At 72.3% G+C, this 13654-nt stretch carries 14 protein-coding genes; 6 read left to right on the forward strand and 8 right to left on the reverse strand.

Going from position 1 to position 13654, the window contains the following annotated elements; all coding sequences use genetic code 11:
• Positions 1-82: 82 nt before the first annotated feature.
• The gene (locus GE115_RS10500) at positions 83-1168 is read right to left on the reverse strand and encodes a winged helix DNA-binding domain-containing protein (protein WP_172979835.1); all 1086 of its coding nucleotides are present in this window, start codon (positions 1166-1168) and stop codon (positions 83-85) included.
• A gap of 22 nt (positions 1169-1190) precedes the next feature.
• On the opposite strand from GE115_RS10500, the gene GE115_RS10505 reads away from it, so the two are divergent.
• On the forward strand, positions 1191-1574 hold the full coding sequence (locus GE115_RS10505) for a YciI family protein (RefSeq protein WP_172979837.1): 384 nt from the start codon (positions 1191-1193) through the stop codon (positions 1572-1574).
• Positions 1575-1596: 22 nt separating this feature from the next.
• Here GE115_RS10505 and GE115_RS10510 read toward each other — a convergent pair whose 3' ends face one another.
• From GE115_RS10510 to GE115_RS10520, 3 genes are all read right to left on the reverse strand, one after another.
• A complete protein-coding gene (locus GE115_RS10510; RefSeq protein ID WP_153684746.1) occupies positions 1597-2244 on the reverse strand; it encodes a TetR/AcrR family transcriptional regulator in 648 nt (215 codons plus the stop codon).
• Between the two features lie 76 nt (positions 2245-2320).
• Positions 2321-2731: a hypothetical protein gene (locus tag GE115_RS10515; protein ID WP_153684747.1), complete on the reverse strand. Its 411-nt coding sequence runs from the start codon at positions 2729-2731 to the stop codon at positions 2321-2323.
• Positions 2732-2788: 57 nt separating this feature from the next.
• Positions 2789-3292, reverse strand: coding sequence for a hypothetical protein (locus GE115_RS10520; protein ID WP_153684748.1), 504 nt, complete (start codon positions 3290-3292; stop codon positions 2789-2791).
• 155 nt (positions 3293-3447) lie between these two features.
• On the opposite strand from GE115_RS10520, the gene GE115_RS19230 reads away from it, so the two are divergent.
• Positions 3448-4665 (forward strand): sensor histidine kinase, encoded by a 1218-nt coding sequence (locus GE115_RS19230; protein ID WP_216648816.1) that lies wholly within the window; start codon positions 3448-3450, stop codon positions 4663-4665.
• Entirely contained in the window at positions 4662-5312 is a 651-nt protein-coding gene (locus GE115_RS10530) for a response regulator transcription factor (RefSeq protein ID WP_153684750.1), read from the forward strand. The genes GE115_RS19230 and GE115_RS10530 overlap by 4 nt, the downstream gene beginning before the upstream one ends.
• Positions 5313-5460: 148 nt before the next feature.
• Here the strand turns inward: GE115_RS10530 and GE115_RS10535 are convergent, their stop codons facing one another.
• The 4 genes from GE115_RS10535 to GE115_RS10550 all read right to left on the reverse strand — a co-directional run bounded on the left by GE115_RS10535 (position 5461) and on the right by GE115_RS10550 (position 11310).
• Positions 5461-5949: a DinB family protein gene (locus GE115_RS10535; RefSeq protein ID WP_153684751.1), complete on the reverse strand. Its 489-nt coding sequence runs from the start codon at positions 5947-5949 to the stop codon at positions 5461-5463.
• A 21-nt stretch (positions 5950-5970) separates the two neighbouring features.
• Positions 5971-6804, reverse strand: a complete 834-nt coding sequence (locus tag GE115_RS10540) for a DeoR/GlpR family DNA-binding transcription regulator (protein WP_312855074.1) — start codon at positions 6802-6804, stop codon at positions 5971-5973.
• 115 nt (positions 6805-6919) lie between these two features.
• On the reverse strand, positions 6920-10105 hold the full coding sequence (locus tag GE115_RS10545) for an NPCBM/NEW2 domain-containing protein (protein ID WP_312855075.1): 3186 nt from the start codon (positions 10103-10105) through the stop codon (positions 6920-6922).
• A gap of 119 nt (positions 10106-10224) precedes the next feature.
• Positions 10225-11310, reverse strand: coding sequence for an NAD(P)-dependent alcohol dehydrogenase (locus GE115_RS10550; RefSeq protein ID WP_216648817.1), 1086 nt, complete (start codon positions 11308-11310; stop codon positions 10225-10227).
• A gap of 123 nt (positions 11311-11433) precedes the next feature.
• Between GE115_RS10550 and GE115_RS10555 the strand changes: the two genes are divergently transcribed.
• The 3 genes from GE115_RS10555 to GE115_RS10565 are packed head-to-tail and all read left to right on the forward strand — an operon-like array spanning position 11434 to position 13579.
• Positions 11434-12120, forward strand: coding sequence for a TetR/AcrR family transcriptional regulator (locus GE115_RS10555; RefSeq protein ID WP_153684752.1), 687 nt, complete (start codon positions 11434-11436; stop codon positions 12118-12120).
• A gap of 50 nt (positions 12121-12170) precedes the next feature.
• On the forward strand, positions 12171-13130 hold the full coding sequence (locus GE115_RS10560; protein ID WP_246190701.1) for a prenyltransferase/squalene oxidase repeat-containing protein: 960 nt from the start codon (positions 12171-12173) through the stop codon (positions 13128-13130).
• Positions 13127-13579 (forward strand): nitroreductase family deazaflavin-dependent oxidoreductase, encoded by a 453-nt coding sequence (locus GE115_RS10565; protein WP_216648818.1) that lies wholly within the window; start codon positions 13127-13129, stop codon positions 13577-13579. Before GE115_RS10560 ends, GE115_RS10565 begins: the two co-directional genes overlap by 4 nt.
• The last annotated feature ends 75 nt before the right edge of the window (positions 13580-13654 follow it).

Genomic DNA, 13654 nt, shown 5'->3' on the forward strand with positions numbered 1-13654 from the left:
GTGTGGACCCCGGCCCGCGCACCCGCGCGCGAGACCGGAGCGGTGGAACCCTCGCGACACTACACTAATCGATAATCGCCTATCAAGAGTCGATTCTCACCCGTGCCTCCAGCCCCAGGAACCGCCCGTACCGCGTCGCGGCATCGTCGATCGACTCGCGCTCGGGTGCCGCGAGCTCCCGGTACGGCGAGACCGAGAAGGTCACCGCCTTGGCCGCGGTCGTCCGCTTCATGGCGGCGACCAGCTGCCCGTCGACGAGGGCCATGCCGATCGCCGACTCGCGCCCGCGCGGCACGATGCCCTCGGCGTCGAGCACCCAGCGCGAGTCCTGGTAGCCGCGGTACATCTCGTCGAGCACCTGGAGAAGGTGACCGCGCGGCGCCGCCGCCGGAACCTCCGCCGAGGCATCCTCTGGGGTCTCCCCCGGTGCGTGCCAGAAGGTGCGCCCGTCGTGCTCGAACGAGGCGAGCCGGTCGCCGGCGGCGGCCGCGCCGCGACGCACGTCGGTCACGGTGAGGGTCGCCCAGTAGGCGAGGTCGCCCACCGTCGCCGGCCCATGCGCGGCGAAGTACCTCGCGGCGAGCTCGGCGAGCGCCTCGTCGCGCTCGAGGCGACGCGGCGCCGGCACGCGGTCGTCGAAGAGCGCATAGGTGTGCTCGCCGTCGCGCGGCGCGCCGCTGCACACGAGCGCGAGCATCTCGAGCCGCCCGAGCAGCAGCATGAGCTCGTGTCCCGTGAGGGCTTCGCCGCGTTCGGCGAGCGCCGCCGCGATCTCGGCGCGAGTGCGGTCGGATGCCTCGGCGAGGAGCTCCTCGATCGTGCGGGTGAGGGCCGGAAGGCGCGCTTCGAGGTGCCGCAGCTGGCTCTCGAAGACGGGCAGCACGCGCGGCGCGGTGAGCGCGAGCAGCCACGGCGCGTCGTCGGCGTGCACGTAGTGCCACGTCGGGCGCAGCACGTGCAGGCGCAGCACGCGACCGTCGGCGAGCGCGCCGGCGAGATCGGATGCCTCGGGCGCGGCCGTGCGCGTGGCCACCGCCCACGCCGACTGCGACGCGTTCTCGGCCTGCACGGCCAGCAGCGTGCGCACGATGTGCTCGGCGTCGCCCTCGGGGGCGGCGAGACGTTGCGAGCGCAGGCGCCATCGGGCCAGGTCATGGTCGGTCGTCATGACTGCAGCGTACGATCCCGTCATGGCTCGCGACCCGAACATCCCCGACGCGTTCGACGTCTACACGGTGGTCGTGCTGCGCCGCCCCTCCGACGCGCCCGAGCTCTCCGATGCCGAGCTCGACGACCTGCAGGCCCGGCACCTCGCCTATCGCGCCGAACTCGCGAGCCGCGGCCGGATCGTCGCGAACGGCCCGTTCCTGGCGCAGAGCGACCCGTCGTACCGCGGGATGTCGGTGTTCGCGTGCGATGCGGCCGAGGCGGCGAGGATGTCCGACGCCGACCCGTCGGTGATCGCCGGGCGGCTCGCCTACGACGTCATGGAGTGGTGGGTCGCCGCCGGTTCGCTCGCGTTCCCGGGTGCGAGCGGGCCGGTCGGCGATCGGCGGGAGCACCCCGCCGTGTGATCAAGGGAGCCCGATCGGTCCGTCAGGCCTCCGGCACCCGCCGGTCGTCCCGCCGGGAATCGGTGTCGTGCCGATCGGGCGCGATCGCGCGCGCGACCGCACGGAGATGAGCGCTCAGGCCGGCGCGATCGGGACGGGGATAGCCCGGCCCCGACGCAGCGAGGTTGTGGACGGCTCCCGTGACGAGGAATCCGAACGCCGCGGAATCGATGTCGGCCCGGACCCGCCCTCGATCCTGCTCGGACCGGAGGTAGGCCGCCACCGCCCCGCCGAGTCCTTCGAAAAAGCGCGCGGGTCCGTCGGCTTGCGCGATCCGGGCCGCCAGCCGGCTGCCGCCCAGCGACTCGGCGTGCGAGAGGGCGGAGGTCTCGGCGTCGAGGATCAGGCCGGCGAACCGGTCGAGGTGGTCGCCGACCGACTCGTCGCCGGCGCCCTGCGCCCAGGTCGCGATGCCGCTGCCGAGTGCGCCGAGCTCGGCGACGGCCAGCTCGATCACGAGCTCGTCGCGATCGTCGAAGACCTTGTAGATGAGCCCGACCGCGCAGCCAGCCTCCGCGGCGAGCCCGCGCATGGTCAGCGCGGATGCCCCGTCGCGGCGAACGATCGCACGGGCCCGGTCGACGAGATCGGCGCGGAGCCGCTCGGTCGCCTCAGCGGTGCGACGCGGCACGGTTCACCGGGTCGGGGGACTGCTGCGACATGGCGTTCAGGGTATCAGCGCGTTCCCGGCGCGATCACGGGGCGCATCAGCGCTCGGAGGGCGGGACGGCGACGAATCCCTTACGGCACGATGCCGTCGTGACGGTCGCCCCGGCCTCGGCGTTCGCCGTGAGCGCGGCCTCCAGCAGCGGGCCCGGCGTGCCGAGGACGATGACCGACTCGAGTTCGGCCAGCTCGAAGGATCGGCTGATGAACGGACTGACGGCAATGAGGTGCGCCTCCGCCGCCTGCGTGCTGGGGTGGAGGGCGGCGATGGCCAGGCGGCTGCCGTCTTCGCTGACGCCGGCCGAAACCGAGATGGTGCCGTGGCCGGCCGAGCGCACGGCGGTCACGTAGTCGTCGAGGAGCGCCGGCACGCTCGGTTCCGCGCCGGGCCGCACTCGGTACACCGCCGAGAAGGACACCGGGACATGATGGTCGAGTTTCTGTGAATTCATGTTCACGACAGTACTGTGAACCCACGTTCACGTCAATCGCTCCGATCGTGCCGGCGATCACCGCTGAGGGCGCCGGCCGAGCGCGGCGCTCAGGCCCCAGCCGACCAGGCCGACCACGACGCCGACGACGACGCCCGTGAACAGGCTGCTGATCGAGGCGAAGGTCCGCATGATGAGCGACTGCACGGTCGGATCGAGGTCGGCGAGGTTGCCGCCGAGCATGGGCGGCCGGTCGCCGAACGCGACACCCCAGAGCACCTGGTGCACGAGCGCCAGGAAGACGCCCGAGATCGCTCCGATGACGAGGAGGGTCACGAACGGCATCGGCACCCGGCGCCAGAGCACGACGGCGATCCAGACGGCGGGCGGTACGACGACGAAGAGCAGGTTCACGAACGTGCCCTCGTGCAGCAGGTCGAGGTCGTGGAGCACCACGCGCGGCACGGTGAGCAGTGCGAGGCCCACGAGCGCGAGGAAGGGCAAGCCGAGCCCGCGACGCCGGGCGGCGGGCGCGGCGGAACGGTCGGGACGAGCGGTGGATTCGATCGGTGAGGAGTTCATGGCATTCACGCTAGGAATTCCGCCCGGATCGGGGCATCCGTCTCGCGTCGCGACGTGCGTCACCGCGACGCGACCATTCCGGTCGCCGCCGGGCGACCCGCCCGATCGCCTCCAGGCGACTGCCGTCGGCGCCGGCGACGGCCTACCCTCGAATCGTGACCGAGCGAGCACGACTCGAGCCTCGCGGCCGGATCCCGGCCGGAGCGGTCGACGCGCTCATCGGCGTCGGCGTCGCCGCCGTCATCTCGATCGTCATCAGCGCCGGCCAGGGCGGCCGGCAGCAGCCCGACGTGGTCGCCTACCTGTGGGCCGCCGGGCTCGGCGCGCTCATGCTCGTGCGACGGCGGCATCCGCTCATCGTGCTCGCCGTCAGCGCACTCGGCCTCTTCGCCTACTACGCAGCCGGCTACCCCGCCGTCGGGCTCGCCGTGCCGGTCGCGGCGGCGCTCTGCTCGGCCGCCGAGTTCGGCCACCTCATCGCCGCAGTCGCGACGGCCGCGACCGTCACCGTCGTCTCGGTCGCGTTCCGGCTGCTCGAGGGCCAGTCGTTCTCGCTCGTCGTCGGCTACGAACTCGTCGGGCACCTCGCCGTGATGGCCGGCGCCATCGCGTTCGGCGACGGGCTGCGTGCCCGGCGCGAGCTCCAGGCCGGTGCCCGACGGCTCGCGGAGCTCACGGCGCAGCAGGCGCGCCTCGACGCCGAGGCGCACCTCCACGCCGAACGGCTCGCGATCGCCCGCGATCTCCACGACTCCGTCGGCCATGACGCCTCGGTGATCTCGCTGCACGCCGAGGTCGCCCGCGAGGCCGTGGGCCGCGACGACGAGGCCGCCCGCCGCGCGCTCGAGCTCATCCGCTCCGCGGCGACGGCCATGCTCGTCGAACTGCGCCGCACGGTGACCCTGCTGCGCAACCCCGGCGAACGGCCGCGCGCCGTCGTGTCGCTCGAAGATCTCGACGAGCTGACGCGCTCCGCGACGGCGGCCGGATTCGAGGTGCGCACCACGGTCGACCCGACGCTGCTGCCCACGGCGGCCGGTGCACGGGCACTCTCATCGACGACGGAGGCCGCCGTGTACCGGATCGTGCAGGAGGCGATCACGAACGTCGTACGGCACTCGACGGGATCGCGCGTGGTCGTCACCGTCGCGCGCGACGGCCACGAGGTGGTCGCCGAGATCCGCGACGACGGCACGGCCGGCCCGCCTCCGGCCGATCGCTCGCCGGACCGCTCGCCGGAACCCGCCGCCACCGGAAACGGCCTCCGAGGCATGCGCGAACGTGCCGAGGCGCTCGGCGGCAGGCTCACTGCCGGCCCGGCGCCGGACGGATTCGCCGTACGTGCCGTACTGCCGCTGGAGGGCGCCGCATGATCTCCGTGCTCATCGTCGACGACCAGGCACTCGTGCGCGCCGGCATCCGCGCGCTGCTCGAGACCGACCCCGACCTCGCGGTCGTCGGCGAGGCGGCCGACGGTCGCACGGCGGTCGCGCAGGCGGCCGCGCTGCGGCCCGACGTGGTGCTCATGGACATCCGGATGCCCGGCACCGACGGCCTCGCCGCCACGGCCGAGATCACCGCGCGCCCCGACCTCGACGGCACGCGCATCATCATCCTCACCACCTTCGACGACGACGAGGACATCCTCGAGGCGATCGCGGCGGGTGCGGCCGGCTACCTGCTGAAGGATGCCCCCGCGCAGGCGCTGCGCGATGCGGTGAAGACAGCGGCAGCCGGCGACAACCTGCTGGCGCCGCCGATCGCGCGCCGGGTCATGGAGCACCTCGCCCGGTCGCCGGCGCCGCGCGCCCGCGACCCGCGGCTGGATGCGCTCAGCGAGCGCGAGCGCGAAGTGCTCGTGCGGGTCGCCGAGGGCGACACGAACGAGGAGATCGCCGCCGCGCTGCATCTGAGCCCGGCGACGGCGCGCACCTATGTGAGTCGCCTGCTCGCCCGGCTCGAGGTGCGCGACCGCACGGCGCTCGCGATCCTCGCGCACCGATCCGGACTCATCGGCTGAGCCGGGCTTCGTCCCTTCCGAGACCGCTTCCCGTCGGGCCAGTCCGCACGGGCGTCCACCGCACCGGCGTACGCAGGCTCGCGAGACGAGGCATCCGATGGGGGTGATCGAGGAGCTCGCGAACGCGTGACGCGCGCGCGAGGACGACTCAGCCGACGAACGTCTGCAGCGACGGCGGGATGACCCGGTTCTGCGCCCGCGCGTAGACGGTCGCCTTGGCGAGGAAGATCAGCATGAACTGCGCGTGGACCTCGAGCTGGGCACGCCTCGTTCGCCTGGTGCCGTCGGGCCGGGTGATCACGGCATCCCAGTCCTCGCCCGAGAAGGTGCCGAGCACCCGCTGCAGTTCGCGATCCAGCGCGTGGAAGTCGTCGAGGATCTCGGCGACGGTCGACCGATGCTGGCCCGGCGGTCGCGGCGGCGCCCAGTGCTGTTCCAGCTCGACGAACGCGTCGAGGTAGGAGCCCTGCATCTGCGCGCAGTCGTCGATCAGCTGGCCCCAGGTCAGCGTGTCGCCACCCAGGTTCCGGTCGAGGTCGGCGTCGGCGAGCTGCTCGAGGAGCGCATCGCGCATCAGGGCGAGCCCCGGCAGCCAGTCCTCGTACCGGGCTTCGAACTCCCATGCGGACGATTCCACGATCGCTCCCTGCTCGCCGGCCTAGCCTGCCGGCTGTCCGGCTTCCGCGTCGGGGACCTCGACGGCGGTGCCCACGTCTCCGGCGATGCGCATGTCTCCCGCGACGCGCACCTCGACGCCCGCGGCCGCGATCCGGTCGAGCTCGCCGGGGTCGGCGCGCTCGTCGGTGATGAGCACGTCGATCCGGTCGGTCGGCACGGTCTGCATCATCGAGTCGGTGCCGACCTTCGTGTGGTCGGCGAGCACGACCACGCGTTGCGCCGCGTCGACCGCGGCCCGGTCGAGGCTCGCGACGTGCATGTTCGGGGTCGTGAGCCCGTTGGCAGCCGTCAGGCCGTTGCCCGAGAGGAAGACGGTCTGGAATCGCAGCCGGGCGACGGCCCGCTCGGCCTCACCGCCGATCGCGGCCCGGATGTTGCCGCGCAGGATGCCGCCGATGAGCAGCACCTCGACGTCCGGCGCATCCGCCAGCGCGTCGGCGACCAGCAACGAGGTGGTGGCGACCATCAGCCGGCGGCGCGCGAGCCGCGTCGCGACGGCCTGCGTCGTGGTTCCGGCGCAGAGCATGACGACGTCGCCGTCGTCGACGAGGTCGGCGGCGAGTTCGGCCATCGCGAGCTTCTGCGCCGCGGCGACGACCGTCTTCTCGCGGTAGGTCGGCTCGTCCATCGTCGAGCGCGCGACGGATGCCCCGCCCCGGTGCCGCACGAGATGACCGGTGTCCTCGAGCGCCTTGAGGTCGCGGCGCACCGTGATCTCCGAGGAGCGCACCATGCGGGCGAGATCGGCGACCGAGATCGACCGGTGCACGGCGAGCGCGGAGAGGATCACCTGCCGACGTTCATCCGTGAACACTTCGCCTCCTCATCGCCGAGTTGCGTGCCCTCTCACCCTAGGCCGACCGCGTGCGGACGGCGGAGCGGCTCGGTCGCCGCCCCGCCGCCCCGCCGCCCCGCCGTCCGGCCGGCCGTCAGCCGGCGCTGCAGGTGACCCTGGCGTCGGCCCAGTCGGCGTGGTCGTGGTTCTTGCCGTTCGTCGCCTCGTGGGCGACGAGCTGCAGTCGCTGCACCCCGGTCACGTCGACCGTCAGCGGCAATGCCGCATCGTCGTTCGTGAGCACGGCCGTCTCCGCGAGGAGGACGCCGTCGCCGAAGACCTGGAACCGCACCGAGCCCACACCGCTCTCACCCGGCGTCTCGAGCACCTCGTCGTCGATGCCGACCACGGCGTCGAACGCCGAGCAGGTGCCGCCGAGCCACGTCGTCAGCGAACCGGTCGCGTGCATGCCCACGCCCTTCGCGTAGGTCACGTCGTCGATCTCGATCGGCCGGCCGTCGCCGCCCGCGGCCTGCCCGTTCGACTGGTCGCGTTCGATCGGTCCGTAGCCGTTCGACTGCTGCGACCACTCGAGGTCGGAGACGTACACCGTGCCGTCGAGCGGCGGCGGCGTCACCCAGACGGTCGCCTGGCTCGACGCCGTGAAGGGCCGGTTGCCGTCGCGATACTCGGCGGTGATCGGCAGCTCGACCGTGCCGGTCGCGCCGTCGGCGGGCACCGTCACCGACCACGTCGCCTCGAGCACCTCGCCCGCCGCGAGTCGCTTCGCGCTGGCCTCGCCGCCCTCGACGACCCAGCCCTCGGGCACGCTCGGGGTCAGCACGACCTTGCGGACGTCGCGGTCCGCGACGGTGAACGCGGCCGTCACCTCGAACGTCGTACCCGGCGCGGCCTGCCCGTCGGCCGGTTCGACCGAGAGCTGCGCGGCCGGCCCCGGTTCGACCGGCTCGAGGCACGACTCGCGATGCGGCTTCGCGGGGCAGACGACCGCGGCGAAGCCGCCGTTGGTCGCCGTCGGCACCGTCAGCACGTCGGCCGAGGACGCCTCGACCGTCGTCGCCACGGTCGCCGAACCATTCGCCCCGTCATCCGTCAGCAGGTCCACCAGCAGCTTCCTGCCGCCGAACTCGGCGAGCGGCAGCTCCAGCGGCTCACCCGATCCGGCGCGCATGCCGCCGACGAACCAGCGGTCACCGGCCTTGCGGGCGAGCACGACGTCTGAGCCGGGCGTGCCGCTGACGAGCTGCGTCTCCTCCCACGACTCGGGCAGGTTCTGCAGGAACGGCACGGCGTTCGGCTCGGCTGCATACGACTCGGGCTTGTCCGACGCGTGCTGCCACCCCGACTCATACACGATCGCCATCGCGACCTCGTGCGCCTTCGACGAGTTGCCGTTGCCGCGCGAGAACGTGACCGGCGTCCAGTCCATCGAGCCCACGACGTTGCGCGTGAAGGGCACGATGAGGCTGCGCTCGGGGTTGATGCCGTTCTCGGCACCCCGCACCGACTCGTACGCCATGACGTGCGGCCACGTGCGCTGCAGGCCGGTCGGCAGCGACGAGCCGTGGAAGTTGATCATCAGGTGGTGCTTCGCGGTGTCGGCCGCGATCTGGTCGTACCAGCGGTGGATGTCCTGGCTGTCGCTGTCCATGAAGTCGACCTTGATGCCGCTCACGCCCCACGAGGCGAGCTTGGGCAGCCACTCATCGCGCTGCTCCTGCGTCTGCAGGTTGCGGCTGTGGAACCAGACGAGCACGTCGACGCCCTTCGTGTGCGCGTAGCGCACGGTGCGCGGCACCCAGCTCGCGTCCCAGCCCTCGTCGAGCAGCACGTACTCCCAGCCCATGCGGGCCGACAGGTCGACGAAGTCGCGCTGTCGCGCCTCGTCCTTCGGGCTGTTCCAATCGGTCAGCCAGCTCCAGCTCGAGACGCCGGGGCGGATCCAGTCGGCGTCCTCGCCGTCGAACCGGCTCGGCGTCGCGAGGTCGTCGACCAGGTTCGACTCCACGATGCCCTCGAGCCCGCCGATCACGGCCACCCGCCAGGGGGTCGACAGCTCGCCCGTCGAGGTCACCGGCCGACCCTCGAAGAGGTCGACGCCGTACGAGAGCGAGCCCGTGCCGTGCGACAGGTGGGACCCCGAGTAGTCGCCGTGCACGTCCGACTCGGTGAGTAACACGTAGCGCTCGCCCTGCTGGAACAGCGCCGGGTATCCGACCGAGCCCGTGCCGTTGGCCGCCGAGGCGGTGGTCGTCATCCACTCGGCTTCGTAGTTCACGGCGTAGGAACGCTGCATCCACGCGCTGCCGTCGGCGGGAAGCACCCAGGAACCGGACTCGTCGTCGACGCGGTGTTCGCCATCACCCTCGATGAGGTAGCGGTAGGCGACGCCGTCGTCGGCGAGCCGCACGGCGATCGCGAAGCGCCCGCCGTCGGCGTTCTCGAACTCGAAGATCGACTCGGCGTGCGTGTACTCGCGCTGCTCCTCCTTGCCGGTCGTCATGGTGTAGCGGTCCTTCACGCGCTCGTCGACGCGGCCGACATACGAGAGGCCGGAGCGGAAGTCGCCATCGCTGCCGACGAGGCCGAGGCGCTTCGCCGAGACGAGCGTGGTCTCGCCCTCGCGCACGTCGAGCGCGACCCGACCTGCGGAGTCGAGGGTGAGTTCGGCGTCGAGCGGCGAGCCCTTCGGTCCGTCGATGCGCCAGTCCTCGACGACGACCGGCTCCTCGGGCTCCTCGTCGGCGCACGTGAGCTTCGCGTCGCCCCAGTCGGCATGGTCGTAGTTCTTGCCGTTGGTCGCCTCGTGGGCGACGATCCGGAGCGTCTCGATCCCCGAGACGTCGGCGGTGAGCTCGAGCGGCGCATCGTTGCCCGTGAGCACCGCGGTCTGCGCGAGGAGCGTGCCGTCGCCGTACACCTCGAACCGGGCGGTGCCGACCCCGGTCGTCACCTCGTCGTCGAGCCCCACGAACGCGCTGAAGGCCGTGCAGTTCGCGGCGAGTTCGACCGAGAGCGCACCGGTGGCGTGCATGCCGATGCCCTTCTCATAGGTGACGCCGCCGATCGTGATCGGCCGGCCGTCGCCGGCGGCGGCCTCGCCGTTGGAGGCATCCCGTTCGATCGGTCCGTACCCGTTCGACTCGTTCAGCCAGGGCAGATCTGAGAGGTAGGCCTCGCCGGTCGGCGCGTCGGCGTTCGCGGGCGCCGCCGCGATCACCGAGAGCCCGGCTCCGATCAGTACCCCGGTGACGAGCGTGGCTGTGGCCGCCGACGCTCCCCGCGCGGTCGATGTCCGTCTTGGTGTGCGACGTTGCACGTGGTCTCCCTCGACTCATGGCCCCCGGTTCGGAGGCCGCCCCGTCGACAGGCTAGGGAGGCGTGATCACGACCGGCAACGCTTCGATCGGTATCGATCACAAGGAGCCGCTGAACCGATCAGCCGCGGTCGTCTTCGAACACCCGCAGCACCACGCTCCCCCGCTTGCGGCCGGTGTCCACGTACCGGTGGGCCTCGACGATCTCGTCGAGGTCATAGGTGCGATCGACGACCGGCCGAAGCGTGCCCGCCTCGGCGAGCGCCGCCAGGCGCGCCATGCCCTCGGCGCCCATGTCGCCGCCCTGATGGTCGACGACGAGCCCGGTTCGTCGCGCGTGCCACGCGGCGCCGAGCATGCCGGCGAGGTCGGCGACGACGAGCAGGAGCGCTCCTCCCGGGCGGAGGAGGTGCGCGACCCGGGCGAACGGGGCGTTGCCGACGGCGTCGACGATCACGTCGTAGCGGGCCCCGGCGTCGGCGGCGCCTCCGGCCCCGGCCTCGGCGGCGGCGTCGCCGGCCACGACCGCGAAGTCCTCGGCCGTGTAGTCGATGACGCGGTGGGCGCCGAGCGAGCGCACGAGCTCGGCGTTGCGCCCGCTCGTCACGGCGGTCACGTGCGCGCCGCGTGCGGCGGCGAGCTGCACGACGGCCGAGCCCACGGCGCCGGATGCCCCGTTCACGAGCACCTCCGTCGACGGTCCGATCTCGACCCGGTCGAGGAAGCGCACGGCGGTGTACCCGCCGAACACCACCGCCGCGGCATCCTCGAACGAGAGGTTCGCGGGCTTGCGGGCGACCTCGCCGTCCGCGGCGACGGTGACGAACTCGGCGTGGCATCCGAACGCGCTGCCGCGCATGACGATCACCTCGTCGCCGGGCGCGTACGCGGTGACGCCCTCGCCGACGGCCGCGACGACGCCGGCGGCCTCCATGCCGAGCACGCGGTGACGCGGTCGCACGAAGCCGATCGCGGGCCCGACGACGAGGCCGAGCCCCCGCGGCACCTCGCGGCTGCGCATGCGGTGGTCGGCGATGCTGACCGTCGAGGCGTGCACGCGCACGAGCAGTTCGCCCGCGGCCGGCTCGGGGCGCGGCATCCGGGCGACGTGCGCCACGTCGGGCGGGCCGAAGCGGTCGACGCGCGCGGCGCGCATCGTCGCGACGTCGGCGATGGATGCCTCGGCTGCGGTGGGTCGTGCGTTCATGATCGTGCTCCGTTCTGGCTCGTGCGGGTCCTTACGTTGTAAGACTTACGGCGTAAGATACGCCGAAGGGCGCGCGCTGTCCAGACCCCGCAGGACGGAATCTCACGCTGTAAGGTTGGCCGCATGCCGTCAACCACGACCGCGGGCACCGCGAAGCGCACCCGGCTCAGCGGGGAGTCCGTGCTGCGCACGGCCGTCGCGCTCGCCGATCGCGACGGCCTCGACCGGCTCACGATGCGCGCCCTCGCCGACGAGCTCGGCGTCGAGGCGATGTCGATCTACCATCACCTGCCCAATAAGGACGCGATCCTCGACGGCGCGATCGAGATGGTCTTCGCCGAGATCGAAGACGAGGCCGGCGGCTTCGCCGTGCCCCCCTCGACGGATGCCTCGAGCTGGGTGCCGGCGCTGCGCGAACGCATCCTCGCCGCGAGGCGCGTGCTGCTGCGGCATCCGTGGGCGCCGTGGGTGATGAACGCGCGCGGCGCGCCCGGGCCCACCGCTGCACGACACGTCGACGGCATCGTCGGCATCATGCGCGCCGGCGGCCTCTCGTTCGACCTCATCCACCACGCGCTGCACGCCATCGGCAGTCGCGTCTACGGCTACGTGCAGGAGCTCAGCGACGACAAGGAGGCTCCTCCCCCGGTCGCCATCGCGCACCTCGCGACCTACGCGCCGAACCTGGCCGCGATGCTCACCGAGGTAGTCCACGACGACCCCGACTCGACACTCGGCTGGTGCGACGACCAGGCTGAGTTCGAGTTCGGGCTCGACCTGCTGCTCGAGGGGCTCGAGCGGAGGCGTTGACCCTCGTCAACCGCTCGCGCAGGTCGGCGGACTGCGAGAGCATGTCCCGTATGGACCAGCAGGTGGTGGACTGGCTGCTCGACTCCGATCCGGCGATCCGGTGGCAGGTGCGGCGAGACCTCCTCGACGAGCCGGCCGCCCGGGTCGCCGCCGAGCGGGCGCGGGTCGCCGACGAGGGCTGGGGCCGTGACATCCTCGCCCTGCAGGATGCGAACGGCTACTGGGGCGGTGATGTCTACGGCGATCGTCGCGAGCGCGACACCGTCATGTGGACCCTGCACGTACTGCTGCAGTTCGGCATCGACCCCGAGGCATCCGCCGTGCGCGAGGCGATCGCGAGGGTGCGCGACCACGTGACCTGGCCCGACGGCGACGCCGGCGTGCCGTTCTTCGAGACCAGGTACGAGGAGTGCGTGACCGGCGGAGTCCTCTCCTACGCGGCGTACTTCGGCCTGCTCGACGGCGCCGCCGGCGGCGGCACCGACCGCAGGGTCGCGCGCCTGCTCGAGCAGCGACGCGACGACGGCGGATGGAACTGCGACCCCCCTGAGCAGTCGCCGCGCTCGTCGTTCGATTCGACGCTGTGCGTGATCGAGGGGTTGCGTGCGTACCAGCGCGCGACCGCGTCGACGGATGCCGCACTCGCCGACGCCGTGCGCACGGGTGAGGAGTACCTGCTCGAGCGCAAGCTGTTCCGTCGCGCGTCGACGGGTGAAGTCGCGAATGAGCGCTACCTCGGCTTCGCGTTCCCGATGTACTGGTTCTACGACGTGCTGCGGGCGCTCGAGTACTTCCGGTCGAGCGGCGGTCGGCCCGATGCGCGACTGCAGCCGGCACTCGATCTCGTGCGTTCGCAGCGCGGCGAAGACGGTCGCTGGCCGGCCGGGCCGCAACGTCCGGCCCTGCGCGCGTACGTGCTCGAGGCGCCCGAGGGTCGCCCCAGCCGGTGGAACACGTTGCGGGCGCTGCGGGTGCTCCGCTGGGCGTCGAATGGCGAGGAGCCGTGGTGACCGATCGGCGCGAACCGAGCAGGACGTACCGCCCGGGCGCGCGCGCCGGCTGGGTGAACCGGGTGACGGTGGCGATGGCCCGGCGGGGTCTGCTGCCCCGCGCGTCGGTGCTCACGACGCGCGGTCGACGCTCGGGGCAGCTGCGGGTGAATCCGGTGACGCCGATCGAGGTCGGTGGGCGTCACTGGCTCGTGTCGCCGTACGGCGAGGTCGGCTGGGTGCACAACGTTCGTGCGAATCGTGACGTCACCCTGGCGCGTCGTCGCACGACCCGTCGATTCACTGTGCGCGAAGTCGGCGCCGAGGAGGCCGGGCCAGTGCTGAAGCGCTACGCCGAGGTCGTCTGGATCGTTCGCCCGTACTTCCTCGCCGACCACCGCGACCCGGTCTCGGCATTCGTCGCCGAGGCCGCTCGTCACCCGGTCTTCGAACTCGTGCCGGCGGACTGACGGGTTCGGCAGCCACCCGGCTCGCGCTCGCGAGCCACCTCCGTCGGCCGGCACCCGGCACCTCGCATCCGGCAC

This window comes from Agromyces agglutinans (assembly GCF_009647605.1).
GTDB classification, from domain to species: domain Bacteria; phylum Actinomycetota; class Actinomycetes; order Actinomycetales; family Microbacteriaceae; genus Agromyces; species Agromyces agglutinans.

Bases quoted from the DNA above. Each gene is read 5' to 3' on its own strand.
- GE115_RS10500 (WP_172979835.1), bottom strand. From the start codon at position 1,168: ATGACGACCGACCATGACCTGGCCCGATGGCGCCTGCGCTCGCAACGT.
- GE115_RS10505 (WP_172979837.1), top strand. From the start codon at position 1,191: ATGGCTCGCGACCCGAACATCCCCGACGCGTTCGACGTCTACACGGTG.
- GE115_RS10515 (WP_153684747.1), bottom strand. From the start codon at position 2,731: ATGAATTCACAGAAACTCGACCATCATGTCCCGGTGTCCTTCTCGGCG.
- GE115_RS10520 (WP_153684748.1), bottom strand. From the start codon at position 3,292: ATGAACTCCTCACCGATCGAATCCACCGCTCGTCCCGACCGTTCCGCC.
- GE115_RS10530 (WP_153684750.1), top strand. From the start codon at position 4,662: ATGATCTCCGTGCTCATCGTCGACGACCAGGCACTCGTGCGCGCCGGC.
- GE115_RS10550 (WP_216648817.1), bottom strand. From the start codon at position 11,310: ATGAACGCACGACCCACCGCAGCCGAGGCATCCATCGCCGACGTCGCG.
- GE115_RS10555 (WP_153684752.1), top strand. From the start codon at position 11,434: ATGCCGTCAACCACGACCGCGGGCACCGCGAAGCGCACCCGGCTCAGC.
- GE115_RS10560 (WP_246190701.1), top strand. From the start codon at position 12,171: ATGGACCAGCAGGTGGTGGACTGGCTGCTCGACTCCGATCCGGCGATC.